Here is a 22,927-nt window from a genome sequence, read left to right as displayed (position 1 = left end):
TGGGTGCCCGCTCCAGCACCTCAGCGTAGTTGGCGCGACGGACACGGGCGCGGGCCCGTTCACAGCCCGATCTCGCCGCGCGAGCTCCGCGAGCGCGGACGGCCGTACGGCCCGGCCAACCGCAGGGCGACCCAGCCCAGCGCCGCGCCGAAGAGGGCGCCGAGAGAGTTCGACAACCAGTCGTCGGTCGAGCACGAGCGGCCGAGCGCCGGGGCCAGCGCCTGCACTGTCTCGAGGCCGGCAGCGAGCGCGCTGGCGGCGACGGCGACCAGCACGGGGCGGCGCGTGGCCACCGAGGCCAGGAGCGCCGGCGCGACGAAGAGCACGACGTTGGCGGCCAGCTCGACCCGGCCCACGGTCGGGAGGGTCCACGCCGTCTCGCAGCGGGCGAACAGCTCCCTGTCCACCGGGACGAGCGTGAGCGCCGCGACCGGGAGCAGCGCCACCCCGGTCAGCACCCACGCCGCGCGCGGTCGCGAGGCCAGCCACCAGCCGACGAGCGGCCCGAGGAGCGCGAGCAGGACCAGCGCGGTCGGCGACAGCCACGGGTGCGCCACCAGGAACGTCGAGATCACCGGCGCTCGCCCGTCGTCAGGAGGGAATCTCCGCCACCGACGTACTGTTCTTCCCAGAGACGGCCGACGACCCCGCTGGGTCGCACCCCCGCACCCGACCGACGCTCGACACAGGAGTCCCCCCGATGACCACCGGCACCTTCACGATGTACTCGACGCCTTGGTGCGGCTACTGCAAGCGGCTCAAGAGCCAGCTCGACCGCGAGGGCATCGCGTTCGACGAGGTCGACATCGAGCAGGACGAGGATGCGGCGTTCGTCGTCGAGCAGGCCAACGGTGGCAACCAGACCGTCCCGACGCTGGTCTTCGCCGACGGCACCGCGCTCACGAACCCGTCGGTGGCGCAGGTCAAGGCCCAGCTCGCCTCGCTGAACGCCTGACCGCCGTCCGGCCCGTCCCGGCCTCAGCGCCAGGACCCGGTCAGCGGAGCGCCGTACCAGCGCTCGATCAGCCATCGCGAGATCGACACCGCTCCCGGCAGCACGAGGTCGCCTGACAGCGTGAGCCGGCGGACGTCCTCCCGACTGAACCAGCGGGCGGCGGCCGTCTCCGTGCCGTCGACCGTGATGTCGGTCGTGCGCGCCGTGCCGAAGAAGCCGAGCATCAGGCTGGAGGGGAACGGCCAGGGCTGGCTCGCCGCGTACGACACCTCTCCCACCTCGACGTCGGTCTCCTCGAGGGTCTCGCGCCGGACCGCGTCCTCGAGCGACTCGCCCGGCTCCACGAAGCCGGCCAACGTCGAGAACCGGCCCTCGGGCCAGTCCGGACGGCGGGCGAGCAGCGCCCGGTCGTCGGCGTCGGTGATCAGCATGATGACCGCGGGGTCCGTCCGGGGGAAGTGCGTCGCCCCGCACTCCGGGCACCTGCGGACGTGGCCGCCCTCGCGCACGTCGGTGGGAGCGCCGCACCGCGCGCAGCGGGGGTGCATGCGGTGCCACTGCGCGACGCCGACCGCGTGAACGGCCAGCCGCGCCTGCGCGGTCGCGAGGTCCTGCGCGAAGGTCCGCAGCGCGCGGGCCGGCGGCGGGACTCGGTCCAGCATCACGGCGGCGTGCTCGACGCCGTCGACCGTCCCGAGGTAGAGCCGGTCGCCCTCTGGGACGTCGGCGGGAGCTCGCCAGACCAGGCCGTCGTCGTCGGCCGACACGTGCTCGCCCCCGACGAGGAGGACCTCGGTCTTGGGGTCGGACCAGAGCCCGTCCATGAAGGCGTCGTCCACACGCCGCTCGGAGTGCCGGTTGTACGCGCCGTCGGCGAACGTGAATCCTTCTGCCACGCGCCGAGCCTACGCGCCCTCGGGTCGGACGAGCCGCTCGAGCGCGGCGCGGTCCGGGAGGTCCTCGTACGAGACGGTCTCGCCGAGGCGGACGTAGTGGAACGACGCCGTCACCTCCTCCAGCGGGACACCCTGCTTCTCCGCCCACGCGAGCCGGTAGACCGCCAGCTGGAGCGGGTCGGCGCTGATCGTACGGTTGGTCTTCCAGTCGACGACCTCGAACCCGGTGGCGGTCCGGTAGACGGCGTCGATCCGCCCGTTGACCATCTGCCCGCCGAGGCGCAGGGTGAACGGCTCCTCGATCGCGTACGGGACGCGGTCGCCCATCGGGCCCGACTCGAAGGCGCGGATCAGCTCGCCCAGCTCGACCTCGTCGTCGATGTCGGTCTCGTCGCGTCCCGGCAGCTCGTCGTCGCCGATGAGGGTCTGCTGGCCGAAGTGGGCCTCGATCCACGCGTGGAAGCGCGTGCCGAACCGTGCGGCGGGCGCCGGCGGGCGCGGCAGGGGCCGCGCGAGGCTGCGCGCGAACGCCTCGGGGTCCTTGCGCATCGCCATCAGCGACGTCGTCGACAGGTCGGGCGGAAGAGGCACCGCAACCGTGTCGCCGCGCGCGTCGTGAGCCTCGGCGAGGAGGCGGTCGATCTCCTCGTCGAGCTCGCCGAGCCGCGCGAGCTGGGCCGCCTCGGGCGTGGTGGCGTCGGCAGGCTCGAAGAGGAGCTCGAGCTCCGGGGGCTCGGCGACGTACGCGCGCACACGCGCGGCGGCCTCGCGGCGGCGTACGAGGTCGTCCTCGTCCGGCTCCACGGGCCACACCACCGCCTCGACCCGACCGCGCAGCGGGTTGTCCGCGTCGTGCTCGGGCTCGGGGGTCCAGAGCTCGGCGTCGTCGCCCTGGGCCCGGAGCCACGTCGCGACGGTCTCGAGGAACGGGCTCGGCTCCGACGGGTCCTTGCGCGTGCGGCTCCAGCGGCTGCCGCTGGTGATCAGGAGGCGGCGCGCCCGGGTGAACGCGACGTATCCGAGCCGCACCTCCTCCATCTCGGCGTCAGCCCGCATCGCGGCACGGAACTCCTTGTCGCCGGCTCGGCTCAGCTCGGCCATCACCGGCAGCTCGGCGCCGTCGCCGCGCAGGTCGTGCGGCAGCGCGTGCGCCACCGTCGGCCAGGCCGGGCGGGAGCGCGTCGACGGGAAGACGTCGGCGGTGAGGAACGGGACGAGGACGACGTCCCACTCGAGCCCCTTCGCGGTGTGGACCGTGAGGAGCTTGACCGCGTCGGAGTCGCTCGGCGAGGCGACCTCGAGACCGTCGTTGTAGGTCTCCTCGGCGTCGAGGTAGGCCAGGACGGCGGACAGGCTCGCAGACGGATCGGTCGCGACCACGTCGGCGATGACGTCGAGCAGGCGCGTGACGTTGTCCTGGGCGACCCTTGCGGCGGTCCCCGGCGTGGACGCCAGCTCGACGTCGATCCCGAGCACCGCGACGGCGAGCCGTGCGGTGTCCGCCGGCGACCCGGTGGCCCGGCGGCGCAGTCCGCGCAGGAGGCGGGCGACCTCGGCGAAACGGGCTCGGGCCTCCTGCGAGTACGGGAGGCGGTGCCCCTCGTCGTCGGGGCTCTCGACGGCGTCGGCCAAGGACACGATCTCTGTCGGGTCGATCCCGCGGACCGAGCGCTCGAGCTCCTCCTCGAGGCTGCTCGTCGCGAGCTCCCGCACGGAGCCCACGAGCTGCTTGGCCCGCCGGCCGAGGAGGGCGAGGTCGCGGGGACCGATGCGCCAGCGGGGGCCGGTCAGCAGCCGCAGGAGCGCGGCATTGGCGGTCTGGTCGGCGAGCACGCGCAGCACCGAGAGCACGTCGGTGACCTCCGGCTGGGCCAGGAGACCGGACAGCCCGACGACCTCGACCGGCACGCCGCGCGCGCGGAGGGCGGCGACGATCGCCGGGATCTCCGTGCGGGTACGGACGAGGATCGCGATCTCGGACCACGGGGTGGGAGGGCTGCCGGCGGCGCGGTCGGCGTCGGTGTGGTCGGCAGCGGCATCGCGGTCGGCGTCGGTGCCGCCGTCGTGCGTCGCGACCACCTCGTCGACGACCCACGCGATCTCGTCGGCCACCGTCTCGTGCAGAGCGGCCCGGACCGTACCGCCCTCCGTGCCCTCGGCGGCGACCAGCGGGCGTACGACCTCGGTGACGGCGTAGTACGGGGCGGCGACACGGTTGGCGACGTCGAGGATCTCGGCCCGGCTGCGACGGTTGACCCGCAGGTGGAAGAGGCTCCCTCGCGACGGCTCGGTCTCGCGGCTCGCACCGATCCGGTCGGGGTCGGCCGGGAAGTCGTCGAGGAACGCGGTCAGGTTGCTCGCCGCGGCGCCGCGCCACCCGTAGATGCCCTGGCACGGGTCGCCCACCGCGGTCACGCAGTGGCCGAGGCCGTCGTCGACGTCGCCCGAGAACAGTCCGCGCAGCATGTCGCGCTGGGCGACGGAGGTGTCCTGGTACTCGTCGAGAAGCACGACGGAGAAACGCCCCCGCTGCGACTGCGACACCTCCGGGCACTCGAGCGCGAGCCGGGCGCCGCGCTCCATCTGGTCGGAGAAGTCGACGACGCCGTCCTCGGCCTTGGCCGCGCGGTAGCGCTCGACCAGGGTCACGAGCTCGTCGCGCCGTCGCGTCGCGTCGGCCAGCTCGTCGTGGAGCTTGACCTTGCGCCTCTCGACCGTCGCCCGCTCGATGTCGACCCGCCACTCGGCGTCGAAGCCTCGGACGTCGTCGGGAGACACCAGGTGCTCGGCCATCTGTCCGTCGAGCCCGAGGACGTGCCCGATGAGGTCGGGCATCGAGGTGGTCGCGTGGACGAGCGATCCGGGGTACGAGGCGATCGCGCGGAACGCCCGCTGGAAGCGCGACGCGTCCGTCGTGATCCGCAGGTCGGGCTCGAAGCCGAGGAGCAGCCCGTACTCGGCGATGAGGGTGCCCGCGTAGGCGTGGTAGGTCGACACGGTCGGCGTCCCGTACCGCTCCAGCAGGTCCGGCATCCCGGCCTCGCGTGCCAGCGTCTCCAGCGCCTGCCGCACGCGGTGGGCGAGCTCCGAGGCGGCCTTGTTGGTGAACGTCAGACCGAGGACCGATCCAGGGAGCACGCCCTGGTGCCCGACCAGCCACACGACCCGGGCCGCCATCACGGTCGTCTTGCCAGAGCCGGCGCCGGCGATGATCGCGCTCGGGCGGTCGGTCGGGGCCTGGATCGCGGCCATCTGCTCGTCGGAGAACGGGATGCCCAGCAGCGTACGGAGGTGGTCGGCGTCGTGGATCAGCTGCGGGACCTCGAGGGCGACCGCGGTCACGAAGCCTCCTCCTCGGTCGTCGGGTCGGCCGGCGCGACCGCGTCGAGCACCGACGCACCCTCGGGCTTGGCCGGGCACATCCGGGCGAACTGGCAGAACTGGCAGGCCTTCGGGCTCGGGGTCGCGACCCACCGCTCGGTGCGGATCGTGCTGACGGCGTCCTCCAGCATCGCGTAGGCGAAGAACGGGGCGTCGTCGCGCGGCGGGTCCTGCGGCTGGACCTTGGGGGCGGTCGCACGCTTGGCGGACTCGGGCAGCCGCAGCTGCACGAGCTCGGCGCCCCCGCTGCGAGCCGGGCGGTCGAGCAGCCCGTCCGCGGCACCGTGCTCGACCGCGAGCTGGTAGACGCCGAGCTGCGCGTGCTCGGCGATCTCGCTGCCCGTCGGCGCCCGCTTGCCGGTCTTGAAGTCGACGACGTGCACGAGCCCGTCGACGTCGACCTCGACACGGTCCATCGAGCCGCGGAGGACCACCTCGTCTCCGGCCACCGGCAGACGCACCTCGAAGCCGTGCTCGGCGGCGAGCGGACGCCGCCGTGCCGCCTGCTCCTGCTCTGCGTGCCACTGCGCGAACCGCCCGATCGCCGCCCGTGCCTCGTCGCGCTCGCGCTGCGCGACCCACGGGGCGGCGTACGCGAGGCGGTCCCAGACGACGTCGAGCGCGGCGTCGAGCGCCTTCGGGTCCGCGGCGGATCCGCCCTGCACCACGTCCGCCGCGAGGGCGTGCACCAGGAGACCGAACCCCTGCGCGGTCGAGCTCACGGTCTCGCCCTTGGCCTCGTGGGTGAGGAACCACGACAGCGAGCACGAGCTGATGCCGTCGAGCGAGCTGCCCGAGAGGCGTACGGGCTCCTCGAGCGTGCGGACGGGCTGCTCGGAGCGCGTGACCTCGCGCAGGCCCCACCACGCGTCGGGATCGGCGGGGGCGGCGGCCGGCAGCCGGGTGGCGGCCAGGATCGCGAGACGCTGCGCGGCGGCGTCGCGCACCGCGTCGGTGGCGCCGTGCTGGGCGAGCTCGCGCAGCTCCGCGATCACGCCGCGCAGCGAGAGCCCGCGCCGGGGGCGCCGCTCCGGCCGGGTGGACACGTGGGTCGCGTGACGTGCGACGTCGGCGACGAACGGGGACGGCTGGTCGCCCTCGGGGTCAGGGCTCTGCACGGCGGTCACGACCAGCCGGCGACGGGCCCGTGTGACGGCGACGTAGAAGAGGCGGCGCTCCTCCGCGACGAGCTCGGCGGTGGTCGCGGGAAGGCTGAGGGAGGCGTGGCCGTCGGCAGCGTCGCGTCCGCGTGGTGCCTCGGTGTCGCGTCGTGCCTCGGCGTCGCGCACTGCCTCGGCGTCGCGCGAGCGGTCCGCGACGGTCGGTCCGGGGCGGCCGGCGAGCCGCTCGGCCGCGAGCAGCGTGCCACGGTGACGGACGTCGGGCCACGTGCCCTCCTGGGCGCCGGCGACGACGACGAGGTCCCACTCCAGGCCCTTGGACCGGTGTGCGGTGAGCAGGCGGACCGCCGCACCGCGCTGCCCTCGCTCGGCCAGCGTGTCGGCGGGAACCTCGTGACGCGCGACCTCGTCGAGGAACGCCGCCACCCGCTGCCTGCGCTGGCTCTCCTCCGCGCGGGCGGCCAGGGCGAACAGCGCGACCACGGCGTCGAGGTCTCGGTGCGCAGCGGCCGCGGCGTCGGCGTCGTCGGCCGCGAGCTCCTCGGTCGCCGCACCGCGGCTCGCGCCCTCGATCGCAGCGACGAGCCGGCTCTGCCACCGGGTGCCGCGCCAGAGGGTCCACAGCACCTGCTCCGGCGACGCCTGGGACGCGACCAGGCGCGCGGCCTCGCCGAGCAGTGCCGCAGCGCGGTAGGCCCGACGCGCGACCTCGCCCGCACGCCCGCCGCGACCGCCACTGCCGCCGGCGTCGACGAGCGACCCCAGGATGAGAGGCTCCCGGACCAGCGCGACGAGGAGCTCACGCGAGGGCCGCGCAAGGCGGCGCTCCCCCTCGTCGTCGTACGCGTCGCGGCGGCGCAGCTCCTGGCACAGGATGCGGAGCTCCGCCGCGTCCAGGTCGCCGAGCGGACCGGTGAGGAAGCGCTCGACGCTCTCCGGGTCGGGCTCACGCTGCTCGGCGAGGACGACCGCGAGGTGTAGCGCGCCCAGCAGCGCGGCCACGGCGGGCTCGGTGCGCAGCGGCACCTCGGCCCCGGCCATCTCGACCGGGACGCCGGCCGCCTGGAGGGCCCGTTGGAGCCGGGGCATCGCGGCGCCGGAACGGACGAGGACCGCCATGCCGTCCCAGCCGACGCCCTCCTCGAGGTGTGCTCGCCGCAGCATCAGTGCGATGTGGTCGGCCTCGGAGGCGGGGTCGGTGAACGTGCGCACCCACACCTCGTCGCCGTCGACGGCGCCACCCGGCTCGGGGTCGCGGAAACCGCGCGCCTGCACGGCGAGCGGCCCGAGCGGGATGCGCTGCGCCACCTCCCGAGAGGCGGCGAGGATGCGCGGCCCGAACCGGCGGGTCCGGCGCAGCGATGCCACGGGAGCAGGCCCACCGTCGCGGGTGCGGAAGGCGTCGGCGAACCCGAGGATGCCCGACACGTCGGCCCCGCGGAACGCGTAGATCGACTGGTCCGGATCACCGACCACGACCAGGTCGCGCCCGTCGCCGGCCAGCCCACGCAGCAGCGCGACCTGGGCGGGGTCGGTGTCCTGGTACTCGTCGACGATCACGAACCGGAACCGGTCGCGCAGGGCCGGCTGGTGCTCCGGGTCCGCGACCACCAGGCCGGCGCGGTGGACCAGCTCGGCGTAGTCGATGAGGTTCTGGGCGTCGAGGACGTCGAGGTACTCCTCGAAGAACTGCGCCGCGGCTGCCCAGTCCGTACGCCCTGCTGCGGCGCCGGCCGCGGCGAGGTCGACCGGGTCCAGGCCCAGGGCGCGCGTGCGGGTCATGAGGCGCTCGAGCTCGACGGCGAACCCCCGTGTCCGCAGGGCAGGACCCAGCCGCGTCGGCCACGCGACCGTACGGTCCTCCAGCCCTCCGACGACCAGCTCGCGGATGCGCGTGTCGGACTCCGACGCCGACAGCAGCTGCAGCGGCTCGGAGTAGCTCTTGGGGTCCTGGAACTCGCGCACGAGCCCGTAGCAGAACGAGTGGAACGTGGTCGCGAGCGGCGTCGACACCGTGCGGTCGAGCCGCGTCGCGATGCGGTGACGGAGCTCCTCGGCGGCCTTGCGGCTGAACGTGAGGACGAGGACCTGCTCGGGGCGCAGGCCGTGGCGCTCGATGCGGTCGACCACCGTCTCGACCAGCGTCGTGGTCTTGCCGGTCCCGGGACCGGCGAGGACGAGCAACGGACCGCCCGCGTGGTCGACGACCGCCTGCTGGTGGGGGTCCAGCTCCGGCGCGGGAGCGCGCTCGGCGGGCGGTGGCACCAGCACGTACGCCGGTGGCCGGGGGTGGTCCGTCATGCTCCTATTCGATCAGAGCGGGCCGACAGTTCCGTGGACCTCGTACGCCGCGGCGCGCATGTCGACGCGCACCTCCTGGTCGAGCCGGCTGCGCAGCGGCGTGCCCTCCTCGAGGTAGTGCTCGCGGGCGCGTCCACGCAGGTGCTCGGGCAGCGTCCCGTCGGCCCGGATCACGCGCCACCACGGGACCGCGGCGCCGTACGTCGCCATCACCTTGCCCACCTGCCGCGGGCCTCCGCGCTCGAGCGCCGCGGCCACCTGACCGTACGAGACCACGTGCCCCGGCGGGACCTGCTCGGCGATCTGCAGGACGGCCTCGACGTACACGTCGGGGTCCAGCGCCTCGTCCTCCGTGCCGCTCACGCGCCCACGATCCCACGCGCGGGGCGCCGGCGTTCTGCCGCGCTCGCCACGTTGGGGTACCCGAGCGAAGCGGCACCGACCCCACCGTGCACGCTCGGGTCCGTCGTGGTTCGCTCGGGTACCCCAACGGAGCGGGCGTGTGGCGACGACTCCTGCGGGCGGTCGCTGGCCAGCGGTCATCGCCCGAGGTAGCGCCGACGCGACCAGGTCATCTCCTCGAGGAGGTGGCGCGCCGTCGCCTCGGACGGCGGATGCACCTGCGACCAGATCAGGCGCGTGATCCCCCAACGCTGACGGCGGATCGCGGCCTCGCGGGCGCGCTCGTCCATCACGATCTGCTCAGGCGACTTCCTCGGGTCGAAGCCGCGCCCGTACTTGATCTTGCCGTCGAACTCCACGACGTGGCGGAACTCCTCCCAGGCGAAGTCGACGCGGCCGATCAGCCTGCCGTTCGCATCGAGCACGTCGACCTGCGACTCCGGCATCGGCAGCGTGAAGAGGTGGCAGAGCCAGCGCGTGAGCGACTCCCCCGGCGACTCGGCCTTGGGATCGGCGAGCGCGAGCGCCGTCCGTACCGCCGGGGATCCCTTCACGTGGGCGAAGTGCTCACCGACGCGCGTCAGCTCGTCCAGGTCCGTCTTGCCGCTGTGCAGGGCCGCGTCGACGACCACGAGCGCGCTGGCCGGCCCTCCGCAGGTTCCGACCTCCCAGACGGCCCACGGCAACGCGCTGACGGGGCGTCCGTCGACCTCGACGAGCTCGCGTGCCTCGACCGTCTCGTGGTGGCGAGCGGTCGACGTCTTTCGGCCGGACTGCCCGTCGAGACGGGCGATGTCGGCGAGCCGCAGGTCGTAGTCGACGAGCGGGAGGCCGTGCTCGAGTGCGGCCGACCGGTGCGAGAGGGCGACGCGGCCAGGGTTGAGATCAACCTCCAGCCGCGCGCGTACGAGGAAGCGCTGCTCGTGACTCAGCGTGAGGTAGGTGTCGGCGAACGCGTACCCGCTGCGTCGGAGGTGGATGAGGTCCCGATGCTCCACCGCAGCGCTGAGGGCGTGCCCCCCGACACCGACACTCTTCGCGTCGGCCGTGGTGAAGCAGCCGCCACGGGCTTCGGCAAGGATTCGCAGCTCGTCCATGCCGGAGAACTCTGGCGGGCCGGCGAGTGCGCACGGAAGGGCCGGTTCCGGAGCCTGTGGACAACCGCCCGTGCCGCGTCGGCAGGGGTACCCGAGCGAAGCCCCACTGACCCGACTGTGCACGGTGGGGTCAGTGACGCTTCGCTGGGGTACCCCAACGGCGCGGGCCAACCGGCGCGGGACGCCGACGGCGCGCCGCCGGACGCAGAACGCCCCGGCGACCGTCGTACGGACGGCGCCGGGGCGTCAGCGCAGAGGCGTCAGTACGACGGCTGCGAGGGATCGATCTGGTTCACCCACGCGACCACGCCACCACCGACGTGGACCGCGTCCTCGAGCCCCGCGCCCTTGACGATCGCAAGGACCTCGGCGGAGCGGGCGCCCGACTTGCACTGCAGCACGACCTGCTTGTCCTGCGGCAGCTTCTCGAGCGCGTTGCCGGAGAGGAAGTCGCCCTTGGGGATGAGGATCGAGCCCGGGATCTTGTTGATCTCGTACTCGTTGGGCTCGCGCACGTCCACCAGGACGAAGTCGCGGGTCCCCTCCTCGCGCTCCTTGAGCATGCTCGCCAGCGTCGTCACCGAGATCGTCGAGTCGGCGGCGGCGTCCGCGGCCTCGTCGGACAGCACGCCGCAGAACGCCTCGTAGTCCTCGAGCAGCGCCGTCGGCGGCTCGCCGTTGGGGTCGCGGCGGATCTTGAGCTCGGTCCAGCGCATCTCGAGCGCGTCGAACACGAGCAGACGGCCGATCAGCGGGTCGCCGATGCCGGTGATCAGCTTGATGGCCTCGTTGACCATGACCGAGCCGATCGACGCGCACAGCACGCCGAGCACGCCGCCCTCGGCGCACGAGGGGACCATGCCCGGCGGCGGGGGCTCGGGGTAGAGGTCGCGGTACTGCGGACCCTCCTGCGCCCAGAAGACCGACACCTGGCCCTCGAAGCGGTAGATCGAGCCCCACACGTACGGCTTGCCGAGGATCACGGCCGCGTCGTTGACGAGGTAGCGGGTGGCGAAGTTGTCGGTGCCGTCGAGGATCAGGTCGTACCCGGCGAAGATCTGCAGCACGTTGTCGACGTCGAGGCGCTCCTCGTGGAGGATCACGTCGACGTACGGGTTGATCTCGGCGACGGACTCCTTGGCCGACAGGGCCTTGGACTTGCCCACGTCGCTCTGGCCGTGGATCACCTGGCGCTGCAGGTTGGACTCGTCGACGGTGTCGAAGTCGATGATGCCGAGCGTGCCCACGCCCGCCGCGGCGAGGTAGAGCAGCGCAGGGCTGCCGAGGCCGCCGGCGCCGATCACGAGGACCTTGGCGTTCTTCAGCCGCTTCTGGCCCGCCATCCCGACGTCGGGGATGATCAGGTGCCGGCTGTAGCGGCGAACCTCGTCGACGGTCAGCTCGTCGGCGGGCTCGACCAGGGGTGCTAGTGCCACGACGTCTCCTCGGTCGGGTGCGTTGCAGTCTGTACGGGGTGGGTGCCCCGCTGCTGTCGTCAACACCGTGCGGCGGCGCGGTGTTCCCGGGGCTCTCCGTCGTCCATGATGCCTCGCGCGTCCCGAGGACCGGACACCCGTCTTGCCTTGCGGACGCTCATGCCCCGCCACGCGCCGATTGCCCGGTACGTCCCCTGTTGACCGACGCGCCTGGCGTACCCGCGAGTAGGGTCCGGGATACCATCGGGCACGTGACCGACACCACGACCGCTCCCCGCCCCCGCGGCGGACGTCTTCCTCGCAGCGCCCGCCGAGCCCAGCTCCTCGAGGCGGCCCGCGAGATCTTCGTCGACAACGGCTACCACGCCGCGGCGATGGACGACATCGCCGAGCGGGCCGGGGTGAGCAAGCCGGTCCTCTACCAGCACTTCCCGGGCAAGCTCGAGCTCTACCTCGCGCTGCTCGACTCCGCCTGCGACACGGTGGTGGATGCGGTCCGCGACGCGCTCGCCTCGACCGAGGACAACAAGGAGCGCGTCCAGGCGACGATCGACGTGTTCTACAGCTACGTCGCGAGCGACCAGGCCGCGTTCCGGCTCGTCTTCGAGTCCGACATCACCAACGAGCCCGAGGTGCGCCGCCGCGTCGACCGCGTCAACACCGAGACCGCGGAGGCGGTCGCGGCGGTCATCCACGACGACACCGGCCTCCCGGCGATCGCCGCGGAGCTGCTCGCGGTCAGCCTCGTCGGGATGGCGCACGTCGGCGCCCGCTACTGGCTCGACCAGGGCTCGGCGCTCTCCAAGGACGAGGCGGTCGCGATGGTCAGCGCGCTGTCGTGGCGCGGCATCGGCGGGTTCCCCCGCACCGACGAGCCCGAGAGCAACTGAGGCAGCCGGGCGCGGGCGCCGCGACGACGCCCGTACGACGGTGGTCGCCGTACGCGTGCAGCGAACGCGCGTGAACCCGCGCCGCACGGCGAGATAGCGTGAACCTGCCTCCCGTCCCGGTGGAGGCGACAGTGACACAGAAGAGAGGCCACGACGTGGACGTACGGATCGGCGTGCAGCACAGCCCCCGAGAGCTGTCGCTGGAGACCACCGCGACCCAGGACGCGATCCTGCAGGCTTTCAAGGACGCCAGTGCCGGGGACGGGCTGCTCGCGCTGAGCGACGACCGCGGCCGCAGCGTGGTCGTGCCCGTGGACAAGATCAGCTACCTCGAGTTCTCCGGCGACGCCGGGCGCCGGGTCGGCTTCGGGGAGTCCTAGAGGCCGGGTCTCGATACGCCGGCTCGCCTACGGGCTCGCCGGCTACTCGACCAACGGAGCGGCCGGGCTCAGGAGTCCAAGCCGAGCTCGGCCATCCGCGCCGCGTGGTTCTCCGTCATCCGGGCGAACATCCGCCCGATCGCGGCCAGGTCCATCCCCGCGCCCCGACCGGACCCGCCGACCAGCACCGCCGTCAGACCGTCGTGCTCGGCCGCGACCAGCTGGGCCTGGCTCAGCGCCTCCCCCATCAGCCGGCGACCCCACAGCGCGAGACGCCCCGCGACCTTCGGGTCGGCCTCGATCGCCCCGCGCACCCGCGCCACCACGAACTGCGAGTCGCCCGTCCCGGCCAGGCTCTCCAGCACCAGCGCGCGGGTGTCCACGTCCAGGTACGCCGCGATCTCGCGGTAGAAGTCGGCCGCCAGCCCGTCCCCGACGAACGCCTTCACGAGTCCCTCGAGCCAGTCGGCCGGCGCAGTCTTGGCGTGGAAGCGGATGAAGGTGTCCTCGAACGGCTCCATCGCCGCGTACGGGTCCACGCCGAGCGCCTGCAGGCGGTCGCGCAGCCCGAGGAAGTGGCCGAGCTCGACGTTGGCCATCTGCGCCAGCTCGGCCTTGTCGCGCAGCGTCGGAGCGAGTGTGGCGTCCTCCGCGAGCCGCTCGAAGGCGGACAGCTCGCCGTACGCGATCACCCCGAGGAGCTCGATCACGCCCTCGCGGTAGGTCGGGTCGTCGACGGGGAGCGTGACGTCCGGAGCAGGCGCGGAAGGGGTGTCGTCGGGGGGCGTGGAGTCGGCCATGGTCGAAGACTAGCCACCTCCGCTCCGCCGAGCCGTGCCCGTGTCCTCAGGCTTGCGCGATAGAGTAGTAACGCCCAGGCATGGATCAAGGCCTCTCGGACCTCTGTCGCCGGGCCGCGCGGTCGCCGCCGAGCGGGACGTCGGACCACCCGACGCACCGTCGCGCGCGACCTCAGGAGACCAAGCCGCCAACGACGCGCGGCACGATCGACAAGAAATCGAGAAGACCCCTGACCACGTTCAAAGACCTGGGCGTTCTCCCTGAGATCGCCGAAGCCCTCGAGACCCAGGGCATCACCGACGCATTCCCGATCCAGGAGATGACGCTCCCCATCGCACTGCTGGGGAACGACCTGATCGGACAGGCCCGTACCGGTACGGGCAAGACCCTCGCCTTCGCCATCCCCGTCGTCCAGCGCTCGATCGCGCCGCACGACCCGGAGTTCGAGATGCTCAGCGCGCCCGGCAAGCCGCAGGCGCTCATCGTCGCCCCGACCCGCGAGCTCGCGCTCCAGGTCTCGGCCGACGTCTCCGCAGCGTCCGCCAAGCGCGGCACGCGGGTCCTCACCGTCTACGGCGGTGTCCCGTACGAGCCGCAGCTCGACGCGCTCGAGGCCGGCGTCGAGATCGTCATCGGCACCCCGGGGCGTCTGCTGGACCTGGCCAAGCGCAGGGCGCTCGACCTCTCCCACGTGAAGGCGCTCGTCCTCGACGAGGCCGACGAGATGCTCGACCTCGGGTTCCTCCCCGACGTCGAGGCACTCATCGCCCGCACGCCCGAGCTGCGCCAGACGATGCTGTTCTCGGCCACGATGCCGGGCGCGATCGTCGCACTCGCCCGTACGCACATGCGCCACCCGGTCAACATCCGCGCGGAGTCCAGCACGGACTCGGCGACGGTGCCGGCGACCGCGCAGTTCGTCTACCAGGCGCACGACCTCGACAAGCCCGAGATCGTCGCCCGCATCATGCAGGCCGAGGACTTCGGCCGCGCCGTGGTCTTCACCCGCACCAAGCGCGCCGCGCAGCGCCTCGCCGACGACCTCGCCGAGCGCGGCTTCAACGCCGCACCGCTGCACGGTGACATGGCGCAGGTCGCGCGCGAGAAGGCGATGGCGAAGTTCCGCGAGGGCAAGGTCGACGCGCTGGTCGCGACCGACGTGGCCGCGCGCGGCATCGACGTCGCCGACGTGACGCACGTGATCAACTACAGCTGCCCGGAGGACGCGAGCACCTACGTCCACCGGATCGGCCGTACGGGCCGCGCCGGCAAGAGCGGCAACGCGATCACGCTCGTCGACTGGGCGGACGTGGCGCGCTGGAAGACGATCAACCGCGACCTCGGCCTGCCGTTCGACGAGCCGGCCGAGACCTACTCGACGTCGGAGCACTTCTTCCACGACCTCGGCATCCCGCACGACGTGACCGGCCGCATCGCGCCCCCGGCCCCGCCGGCGCCGAAGCCCGAGCGGTCGCGCGGCGAGCGCGGTGACCGCAACGAGGGCGACCGTCCCCGTCGCAACCGCAACCGCCGCCGTACGCGCGGTGGCGAGCCCGTCGCCCCGGCGGGCGAGGGCGCGGAGGCACCCGCGACCGATGCGCCGGCCGCCGGCGCCGAGACCACCGAGGGCACCAGCACGGACGGCACCAGCGGCGAGGGTGCACCCCGCCGTCGCCGTCGCCGCCGTCGCCGTCCCTCGGGCGGCTCGGAGGACGCCCAGGGCGCGGCCGCCGCTCCGGCCGGCTCCGGCGACGCCGAGTAGTCACCAGAACGATCGATTCGGCCGATCCCCGGCGTCAGGCGCCCGGGGTCGGCCGAATCGCATGTCCGGAGGGTCGCCTCAGGCGACGACCACCACGGTCGTCCCGACCGGGGCGAACTCCCACAGCGCGATCGCGTCCGCCCGGTGCTGCCGCACGCAGCCCGACGACAGCGGCGTCCCGAGCTGCTTGCGGGTCTGCAGCGGGTCGCCCTCGGCGTCGACGGGGATCGTGTGGAACCCGATCGGGGCGTTCTGCCCGCGGGTGAAGCGCACGAAGTACTCCATGGTGCTGCCGAGGTCGTACGAGGTCGCATGCCGCGAGCGCGAGTAGACCTCGTACGTGCCGGGGCCGAGGTTGTCCTCCTTGCTCCCCGACACCGCGTACGTCCGCGCGACCTGGCCGCCCGTACGCACCAGCCAGACGCGCTGCTCGCTCATCGAGAACACGATGCGCCGCCCCTGCCCGGAGCGTGCCGGCAGCGGCGCGTCCGACGCACGACCCGCCGCGGCGGAGACGTCGGGCGTCGGCGTCGGCGACGGTGTGGGCGTCGGGCTCGGCGTGACCGCCGGCGTCGGCGTGGTCGCGCCGTCGTCCGGCCGGGCCTCCTGCGCGTCGATCACCGCCGGGGCTGCGGGCGGGTAGATCGCGGGCGCCTCGCCGTCGGCCAGCGGCGCCGCGTCGGCCGACTTCACGAACGCGTCGAGCTGCACCGAGGGCGTGAGGTCGTCGCGGAGCACGAAGGCGCTCGTCGCCAGTCCCGCGACCACGACGGCGGCCGTCCAGCGCGGCCAGCGACGGCGGCGAGGAGCACGTGCGCTGTGACGTCCGGACGAGGTCACGGAACGATCACGGCGCGTGGTCACGGCGTCAGCGTACGGGTCGGGGACGTCCGCGTCGACGGCGGGTTCGGACTAGTCGCCGGCGAGCAGCCTGTCGGCGACCTCGCGGTACGCGAGCGCACCTCGGTGGCTCGCCGCCGTGCGCAGGATCGACCGCCCGTACGCCGGCGCCTCGGCGAAGCGGACCGTCCGCGGGATGGGTGGTTCGACCACCTCGAGACCGTACGACTCGGTGATCGCCTCGAGCACCGCGCGGGCGTGACGGGTGCGCCCGTCGTACGCCGTCGGCAGCACGCCGAGCACAGTGAGGTCGGGGTTGGTGTACGTCCGGACGTCGTGCACGGTGTCGAGCAGCTGCCCCACGCCGCGGTGCGCGAGCGTCTCGCACTGCAGCGGGACGAGGAGGTCCGTAGCGGCGGTGAGCGCTGCCGCGGTCAGCACGCCGAGCGACGGCGGGCAGTCGAGCAGGATCCAGTCGTAGTCGTCCGCGACCTGCTCCAGCGCGACCCGCAGCCGCTGCTCTCGTCCGGTCATCGAGGCGAGCGTCTCCTCGGCCTGCGCGAGCTCGATCGTCGCGGGAAGGAGGTGCACCGCCTCGTCGGTCACCACGATCACGTCCTGCGGCGCCTTCTCGCCGAGCAGGACCTCGCGGATCGAGATGTCGAGCTCCTCGGGGTCGACGCCCAGCGAGAACGTGAGGCTCGACTGCGGGTCCAGGTCCACCAGCAGGACCTGCCGACCCCGCTGCGCGAGCGCGGCCCCCAGCGAGGCGACCGTCGTCGTCTTGGCGACGCCGCCCTTCTGGTTGGCCACCGCGAGGATGCGGGGGCCGCTCGGGGTGTCCGAGGTGTGAGGGGTCACGGCGGCCATTCTTCACGATCTGCGAGGATCTGCCCATGTCTCTGGCAGTAGTGACGGGCGCCACGTCCGGGATCGGGCTCGCCTTCGCGCGCGAGCTCGCACGGCGCGGCGACGACCTCGTCCTCGTGGCGCGGGACGAGCAGCGCCTCGAGTCGCTCGCCAAGGAGCTGCGCGCGCTCGGGCGTACGGTCCACGTCGTCCCGGCCGACCTCTCCACCCGCGAGGGTGTCGCGCGGGTCGCCGACGCGATCCGCGAGCTGCGCATCGACCTGCTGGTCAACAACGCGGGGTCGTCGATCGGGAGGTTCTTCGGCGACACCGACGTCGCGGCCGAGGACTCCCAGCTCGACCTCATGGTGAAGGCGCCGATGGACCTGATGGCGGCTGCCCTGGAGGTGATGCGGCCGCGCGGCTCGGGCCGGATCCTCAACGTCGCGAGCGTCGCCGCGTTCACGCCCCGCGGCACCTACTCCGCGCACAAGGCGTGGATCGTCAACCTGAGCCAGTGGATGAACATCCAGTACGCCCGCGAGGGCGTGGTGACGACCGTCCTCTGCCCGGGCTTCGTCCGCACCGAGTTCCACCAGCGGATGGGCGTCGACCCCAGCGACGTCCCCCGGTGGATGTGGACCAGCGCCGAGACGCAGGTCCGCGGGGCGCTGGCAGACCTGGACAAGGGCAAGCCGATCTCGATCCCGACCGTGCGCTACAAGGTGCTCGGGACGGTCGCACGGTACGCGCCGGCCGGCCTGGTCGCCGCGATCGCGAAGAAGGGCAGGAAGATCGCCGAATGAGCACCTCACGCACGCGGACCGCGTACGACGCCTTGACGCCGCGGACCGTCACGACCCCGCGCGGCACGTTCGCCGTCCTCGACGCGCCGGTGCCCAGCGGGACGACCCGCCGGGGCCACGTCCTGCTCGTCCCGGGATGGACGGGCAGCAAGGAGGACTACGCGTTCGTGCTGCCCCTGCTCGCGCAGGCGGGGTGGCACGCGACGGCGTACGACCAGCGGGGTCAGTACGAGACGGCCGGGAAGCCCGACGACGACTACTCCGTACGCGGCTTCGCCGCCGACGCGCTGGCCCTGCAGGAGGCGCTGGCGCCGCACGGCCGCTCGCACCTGGTCGGGCACTCCTTCGGCGGCCTGGTCGCGCAGCACGCGGTGCTCGACGACGCGTCGGCCTGGCGGAGCCTCACGCTGCTCTGCTCCGGTCCGGCAGGGTTCGCCCACCCGGACGTGGCCGCGCTGGCCGACGACCCCGACGCCACGCCGCGGCGGCTGGCCGCGTTCGTGGCGGCGGTGCCCGCCGTGGGGCTCGAGGCGGTCTTCGAGACGCAGAACGCGGACCTGGACGTGTCCCCGAACCTGCGCGCCTTCCTGCGCTCGCGGTTCCTCGCGAGCGCGCCCGAGTCGCTGTGCGCGATCGCGCAGCACCTGGTGGACGCACCGGACCAGGTGGACGCCCTCGCGGCGACCGACGTCCCCGTGGCGGTCGGACGCGGCGTGGACGACGACGCCTGGCCGCACGCGATCCAGGACCGGATGGCCGAGCGCCTCGGCACGGAGGTCGAGGTCATCGCCGGGAGCGGGCACTCCCCCGCCGCGGACGCCCCCGAGGCGACGGCGGCGTTCCTGCTGCGGACGTGGGAGCGGCTCGGGGTGTGACCCTCCGCGACCGGTAGCGTCCCCCTCATGCTGAGGAACCCACGCCCCGCCGCCCGTACGGCGATGCTGCTGTCCACCGTCGCCCTGCTCGTCGCCGGATGCGGCGGTGGCGCCGTCAAGGCGTCCGAGGTCGAGGAGAAGGCGGAGCAGGCGCTCGGCGCGCAGGTCGGCACGACGCCGAACATCAGCTGCCCCGACGACCTCGAGGCCGAGAAGGGTGCGACGGTGCGCTGCGAGCTGACCGTCGACGGCGACGACACCGCGTACGGCGTCACGGTGACGGCCGCGTCGGTCGACGGATCGACGGTCAACATGGACTTCAAGGTCGACGAGACACCGCTCGACTGACCGTACGGTCCCTGGCCGGGACCAAGCGGACGGCGTGACCCACCCCCATCGGCCACGCCGCCCGCGCTCTCAGCCGGCGTCGACGATGGCCGCGACCGGCCCGCCGCCGTCGGGACCCTGGTGGGCCGCCGACACCGACACGAACACCGCGGGATCGCCGGTCACCGCGGAGGTGACACCGCCGACCGCGGCCTTGATCTGACGGTGCCAGTGGACGTCGGAGTCGTCGAGCATCGCGTTGCGGCGCCCGCGCACCATGCCGTCCTGGCTGGCCTCGCACTTGAGGAAGACGTTGACGAGCCGGTCCTCGAGGTCGCTCGTGCGCGGCCGCTCGGGCAGGTCCAGCCCCGCCGAGCGGATCGCGTCCCAGATGCCGTCGGCATCGAGAGCGTCGTCCATGACGGCGTGACCGATCCGGTAGCGGCCACCGATCCCGCGGACGTTGCCCACGACGACCACCTGCGCGCGGTCGAGCTCGACGCCCGAGGAGCACGAGGCGACCGACGAGTAGAGCTCGCGGTCCTTCAGGACGTCCTCGTCGGTGGGCATCTCGATCTCGCCGAGCGCGACGGCGATGCCGAGCGCGGTGGTGCCGTTGGAGAGGTCCATCGACGCGAGCGTGTCCTCGGTCCACACGGTCTTGCCGCGGGACTTGGCGTCGCGGATCGTGTCGATCGTGAGCAGCGGCGTCTTGGTCTGGACGTAGTGCACGTCGGCGGCGTCGGTGATCCCCGCGCGCTCCATCGCGACCTTCACCGCGGCGGCGACCTTCTCCACCATGGCGGTGCGTCCGATGTCCTCGGGGAGCAGCACGTCGCTCATCGCGAAGCCGACGCTCAGGCGAGGCTCGTCGGTCGGCTCGACCGCTCCCTCGGGCAGGGTCGCGAAGATCGTCGCGTGCGGGCTGATGACGCCGTCGGTGCCGCCCGACCAGACGATCGGGATCTCCTTGACCTCCTCGGGCGAGCGCGACCCCTGGGCGACGAGCACCTCGCGGAACGCGCGGTCGGCGATGATGCGCGTGTAGTCGTTCACGCCGCCGTTGCCCTCGGTCTTGCCGATGATCGCGATGACGCGGTCGGCCTCGAGCACGCCGTCGGCGATCAGCTTCTCGAGCTCGCTGGCGTCGGCGACGGAGTGGATCGGGACCTTGCGGACTTCGATCGCTGCTGGCATGGCCATCCTCTCGGGTTGGGGTACGGGTGTGGTGAGGTCGTACGGCGGTCAGGCCGTCGGCTGTGGCGCCTGGGCGTCGACCGGGTCGGGACCGACACGGGTGCCGGTGCGTCCGGCGACCGCGTCGTCGATGTGGTGCAGGGAGGTGATGACGCCGGTGCGACCCGTGTGCGCGGCGAACCGGGCCACGGCGTCGACCTTGGGGCCCATGGAGCCGGCACCGAAGGCACCGGTGGAGGCGAGCCGGCGGATCTCGGAGACCCCGACCTCGCCGATGGGCTCGGCCTGCGGAGTGCCGAAGCCGATGACGGCCGCCTCGACGTCGGTCGCGATCACGAGCACGTCGGCGTCGATCTGGTCGGCGAGCAGGGCCGCGGTCAGGTCCTTGTCGATCACGGCCTCCACCCCGACGTACGCATCCGACTCGCGGACCGTCGGGATGCCTCCGCCGCCGGCGCAGACGACGACGAAGCCGTCCGCCAGCAGGGCGCGGGCGGTGGACACCTCGAGGATCGCGCGCGGCTCCGGCGAGGCGACGACCCGCCGCCAGCCGCGCCCGGGCACCTCGACCCAGTGCTGGCCGTGGGCGCGCATCGCCGCGGCCTCCTCACCGCTGGCGTAGCGGCCGATCGGCTTGGTCGGGACGAGGAATCCGGGGTCGTCGCGATCGACGAGCGTGCGGGTGACGAGCACCGCGGTGCGGGACTCGTGCCCGCGCCGGGCGAGCTCGTCGTCCAGCGCGTCGAGCACGAGGCGTCCGATCGTGGCCTGCGTCTGGGCGACGCACCAGTCGAGCGGCACGGGCGGGACGACGTCGGCGGCGAGCTCGTTCTTGAGCAGCAGGTTGCCGACCTGCGGGCCGTTGCCGTGGGTCAGGACGATCTCGTGCCCCGCCTCGACCAGGTCGGCGATGCTGCGTACCGCCTCCACGATCGCGGCCCGCTGGTCCTCAGGGCGGGCAGAGCCGTCCGGCGAGGTCATGGCGTTGCCGCCGAGGGCGATGACGAGGCGCATGCGTTCGAATCTAGGGGCGCACGACCGCGCCCGGCATTGGCGATGATCGCCAACGAAGTGCGTCAGGGCCGTGCAGACTTGCCTACGGCGCGCGGCCGACGGGCCGCCGCCCACCGCCACGGGACGACGACCGACGCGAGCGCGATCACGCCGATCAGGCCCGCAAGCGCGATGACGACGCCGACCACCCCGCCGGTCTCCCCCTCCGTCGCCCACGCGATCTCCTGCGCCCCGATCCCGATCCCGAAGAACGTCACGGGCGCGGCGAAGAGGGCCGCCACCACCAGCCGGACCAGGAGCGGTGCCCGCAGCCGTCCCGCCAGGGTGGCGCCGACGGCCGCGAGGACGAAGAGGCTCACGATCAGCGCCGAGCCGACCCAGCTGAAGGCCGGATCGGCGTCCTCGACGACCACCACGAGGCGCATCACGCCCCGAGCGAGGCACCCGAGGACGAGTCCGATCAGCAGGCCTCCCAGCCACGTGGTGCGGGTGCTGCGCATGGTGGATCCCCTTCGACGACACGGACGAACGGGACGACGATACCTAGCAAGACTAGGCATCGGTCTCGCTTTTGCACGAGCCCGGTGAGACGCCCGATCGGCACGCCGTACCCTGTGCGCATGCTGAAACTCCGCCCCCTCGTGCTGGTGCCGCTCGCACTGGTGCTTCTCGCCGGTTGCGGGCACGCGCCGATGACCGAGAAGTCCGTCGAGGAGAAGGCGTCGGAGGAGATGGGCAAGCAGATCGGGATCGCGCCTGTCGTCGACTGCCCGGACGACCTCGAGTCGCGCCAGGGCGCGTCGATGCACTGCACGCTGTCCGATCCCAACGGCAGCGACAAGAAGTACTCGATGACCGTGCGCGTCGTCAGCCTGAAGAACGGCGTCGCGAAGCTCGACTTCGCGCTCGACGACGAGCAGGACTGACCCTGAGGCTCAGTCCGGCCGGCCGCCGACCGCGATGCTGACGCCGAGGCCGAGCATGATCGTCCCGCCGATGCCCCGCAGCCGGTGCATCCGGCTGGGCGAGCGGGCGAACCAGTCGCGCGCTGCACCGGCCCCCAGCGCCCACAGGCTGTCGATGCACAGCGCGATCGCGATGAAGACGGCCCCGAGCACGAGCATCTGCACCGGGACGGCCCCGAGCTCGCGGGCGACGAACTGCGGGAGCACCGCGACCAGGAAGACGATCGTCTTGGGATTGGTGAGCCCGACGACGAACCCCTCCCGGTAGACGCGCGACGTCCTCGTCACCGTCGGCACCACGCCGACCGTGTCGTCGCCGGCGCGACGGTGCCGGATGGCCTGGATGCCGAGGTAGACGATGTACGCCGCGCCGACCCACTTCACGACCGTGTAGGCGGCGACCGACTGCGCGACCAGCGCGCCGAGACCTGCGGCCACCGCCACGATCTGCACGGCGACGCCGGTGGCGTTGCCCACGACGTTGACGAGCGCGGCACGTCGCCCGAGCACCATGGCGCGGCTGATCGTGAAGAGCACGCTCGGACCCGGGATGAGGATCAGGAGCGTGGACGCGATCGCAAAGGCGAGGACGTCGTGGGCGGGAACCATGACGCGATGGTACGCCGCGGGGT

The 22,927-nt window shown here is 73.0% G+C and carries 22 protein-coding genes; 8 read left to right on the top strand and 14 right to left on the bottom strand.

All coding sequences use genetic code 11. From position 1 onward, the window contains the following. Positions 1-59: 59 nt before the first annotated feature. Entirely contained in the window at positions 60-575 is a 516-nt protein-coding gene (locus tag ACQSSQ_RS05065) for a VanZ family protein (RefSeq protein WP_431325944.1), read from the bottom strand. Between the two features lie 125 nt (positions 576-700). Here ACQSSQ_RS05065 and ACQSSQ_RS05060 point away from each other — a divergent pair, with 125 nt between their 5' ends. Next, positions 701-955, top strand: coding sequence for a mycoredoxin (locus tag ACQSSQ_RS05060; protein ID WP_431325943.1), 255 nt, complete (start codon positions 701-703; stop codon positions 953-955). Positions 956-978: 23 nt separating this feature from the next. On the opposite strand, the gene nudC is transcribed toward ACQSSQ_RS05060, so the two are convergent. The 6 genes from nudC to moeZ form a co-directional block, all read right to left on the bottom strand. After that, positions 979-1,851, bottom strand: a complete 873-nt coding sequence (gene nudC, locus ACQSSQ_RS05055) for an NAD(+) diphosphatase (RefSeq protein WP_431325942.1) — start codon at positions 1,849-1,851, stop codon at positions 979-981. Between the two features lie 9 nt (positions 1,852-1,860). Beyond that, entirely contained in the window at positions 1,861-5,193 is a 3,333-nt protein-coding gene (locus ACQSSQ_RS05050; RefSeq protein WP_431325941.1) for an ATP-dependent helicase, read from the bottom strand. Then, positions 5,190-8,654 (bottom strand): ATP-dependent helicase, encoded by a 3,465-nt coding sequence (locus ACQSSQ_RS05045; RefSeq protein WP_431325940.1) that lies wholly within the window; start codon positions 8,652-8,654, stop codon positions 5,190-5,192. Before ACQSSQ_RS05045 ends, ACQSSQ_RS05050 begins: the two co-directional genes overlap by 4 nt. 12 nt (positions 8,655-8,666) lie before the next feature. Continuing rightward, a complete protein-coding gene (locus ACQSSQ_RS05040; RefSeq protein WP_431325939.1) occupies positions 8,667-9,017 on the bottom strand; it encodes an MGMT family protein in 351 nt (116 codons plus the stop codon). Between the two features lie 176 nt (positions 9,018-9,193). Further along, entirely contained in the window at positions 9,194-10,153 is a 960-nt protein-coding gene (locus tag ACQSSQ_RS05035; RefSeq protein ID WP_431325938.1) for a type IV toxin-antitoxin system AbiEi family antitoxin domain-containing protein, read from the bottom strand. Positions 10,154-10,413: 260 nt separating this feature from the next. Continuing rightward, entirely contained in the window at positions 10,414-11,589 is a 1,176-nt protein-coding gene (gene moeZ, locus ACQSSQ_RS05030) for an adenylyltransferase/sulfurtransferase MoeZ (RefSeq protein ID WP_431325937.1), read from the bottom strand. Positions 11,590-11,840: 251 nt separating this feature from the next. Between moeZ and ACQSSQ_RS05025 the strand changes: the two genes are divergently transcribed. Beyond that, a complete protein-coding gene (locus ACQSSQ_RS05025; protein ID WP_431325936.1) occupies positions 11,841-12,479 on the top strand; it encodes a TetR/AcrR family transcriptional regulator in 639 nt (212 codons plus the stop codon). 131 nt (positions 12,480-12,610) lie between these two features. Then, the gene (locus ACQSSQ_RS05020; RefSeq protein ID WP_431325935.1) at positions 12,611-12,859 is read left to right on the top strand and encodes a DUF3107 domain-containing protein; all 249 of its coding nucleotides are present in this window, start codon (positions 12,611-12,613) and stop codon (positions 12,857-12,859) included. A 68-nt stretch (positions 12,860-12,927) separates the two neighbouring features. Here the strand turns inward: ACQSSQ_RS05020 and ACQSSQ_RS05015 are convergent, their stop codons facing one another. After that, positions 12,928-13,659, bottom strand: coding sequence for a ferritin-like fold-containing protein (locus tag ACQSSQ_RS05015; protein ID WP_431325934.1), 732 nt, complete (start codon positions 13,657-13,659; stop codon positions 12,928-12,930). Positions 13,660-13,979: 320 nt separating this feature from the next. Between ACQSSQ_RS05015 and ACQSSQ_RS05010 the strand changes: the two genes are divergently transcribed. Further along, positions 13,980-15,422, top strand: coding sequence for a DEAD/DEAH box helicase (locus ACQSSQ_RS05010; protein WP_431325933.1), 1,443 nt, complete (start codon positions 13,980-13,982; stop codon positions 15,420-15,422). 78 nt (positions 15,423-15,500) lie between these two features. On the opposite strand, the gene ACQSSQ_RS05005 is transcribed toward ACQSSQ_RS05010, so the two are convergent. Both ACQSSQ_RS05005 and ACQSSQ_RS05000 read right to left on the bottom strand, forming a co-directional pair. Then, positions 15,501-16,286, bottom strand: a complete 786-nt coding sequence (locus ACQSSQ_RS05005; protein WP_431325932.1) for a L,D-transpeptidase — start codon at positions 16,284-16,286, stop codon at positions 15,501-15,503. Between the two features lie 48 nt (positions 16,287-16,334). Then, entirely contained in the window at positions 16,335-17,123 is a 789-nt protein-coding gene (locus tag ACQSSQ_RS05000) for a ParA family protein (RefSeq protein WP_431325931.1), read from the bottom strand. A 35-nt stretch (positions 17,124-17,158) separates the two neighbouring features. Here ACQSSQ_RS05000 and ACQSSQ_RS04995 point away from each other — a divergent pair, with 35 nt between their 5' ends. Genes ACQSSQ_RS04995 through ACQSSQ_RS04985 form a run of 3 tightly spaced genes read left to right on the top strand, consistent with a single transcriptional unit; the run spans position 17,159 to position 19,140 of the window. Continuing rightward, the gene (locus ACQSSQ_RS04995) at positions 17,159-17,917 is read left to right on the top strand and encodes an SDR family NAD(P)-dependent oxidoreductase (protein ID WP_431325930.1); all 759 of its coding nucleotides are present in this window, start codon (positions 17,159-17,161) and stop codon (positions 17,915-17,917) included. Next, a complete protein-coding gene (locus tag ACQSSQ_RS04990; RefSeq protein ID WP_431325929.1) occupies positions 17,914-18,792 on the top strand; it encodes an alpha/beta fold hydrolase in 879 nt (292 codons plus the stop codon). The genes ACQSSQ_RS04995 and ACQSSQ_RS04990 overlap by 4 nt, the downstream gene beginning before the upstream one ends. A 27-nt stretch (positions 18,793-18,819) precedes the next feature. After that, positions 18,820-19,140 carry a DUF4333 domain-containing protein gene (locus tag ACQSSQ_RS04985; protein WP_431325928.1) on the top strand — a complete coding sequence of 107 codons (321 nt, stop codon included), beginning with the start codon at positions 18,820-18,822 and terminating at the stop codon, positions 19,138-19,140. A gap of 69 nt (positions 19,141-19,209) precedes the next feature. Here the strand turns inward: ACQSSQ_RS04985 and bar are convergent, their stop codons facing one another. The 3 genes from bar to ACQSSQ_RS04970 form a co-directional block, all read right to left on the bottom strand. Further along, positions 19,210-20,316 carry a barbiturase gene (gene bar, locus ACQSSQ_RS04980; protein ID WP_431325927.1) on the bottom strand — a complete coding sequence of 369 codons (1,107 nt, stop codon included), beginning with the start codon at positions 20,314-20,316 and terminating at the stop codon, positions 19,210-19,212. A 48-nt stretch (positions 20,317-20,364) separates the two neighbouring features. Beyond that, complete coding sequence (locus ACQSSQ_RS04975; RefSeq protein ID WP_431325926.1) at positions 20,365-21,330, bottom strand: carbamate kinase; 966 nt, start codon at positions 21,328-21,330, stop codon at positions 20,365-20,367. 62 nt (positions 21,331-21,392) lie between these two features. Next, positions 21,393-21,830 carry a hypothetical protein gene (locus tag ACQSSQ_RS04970; protein WP_431325925.1) on the bottom strand — a complete coding sequence of 146 codons (438 nt, stop codon included), beginning with the start codon at positions 21,828-21,830 and terminating at the stop codon, positions 21,393-21,395. 120 nt (positions 21,831-21,950) lie between these two features. On the opposite strand from ACQSSQ_RS04970, the gene ACQSSQ_RS04965 reads away from it, so the two are divergent. Continuing rightward, a complete protein-coding gene (locus tag ACQSSQ_RS04965; RefSeq protein ID WP_431325924.1) occupies positions 21,951-22,256 on the top strand; it encodes a DUF4333 domain-containing protein in 306 nt (101 codons plus the stop codon). 9 nt (positions 22,257-22,265) lie between these two features. Here the strand turns inward: ACQSSQ_RS04965 and ACQSSQ_RS04960 are convergent, their stop codons facing one another. Further along, complete coding sequence (locus ACQSSQ_RS04960) at positions 22,266-22,904, bottom strand: LysE family translocator (RefSeq protein ID WP_431325923.1); 639 nt, start codon at positions 22,902-22,904, stop codon at positions 22,266-22,268. Between the last annotated feature and the right edge of the window lie 23 nt (positions 22,905-22,927).

It is taken from the genome of Mumia spirodelae (assembly GCF_050632745.1).
In the GTDB taxonomy this organism is placed as follows: domain Bacteria; phylum Actinomycetota; class Actinomycetes; order Propionibacteriales; family Nocardioidaceae; genus Mumia.
This window is presented reverse-complemented; position numbering and strand designations above follow the sequence as displayed.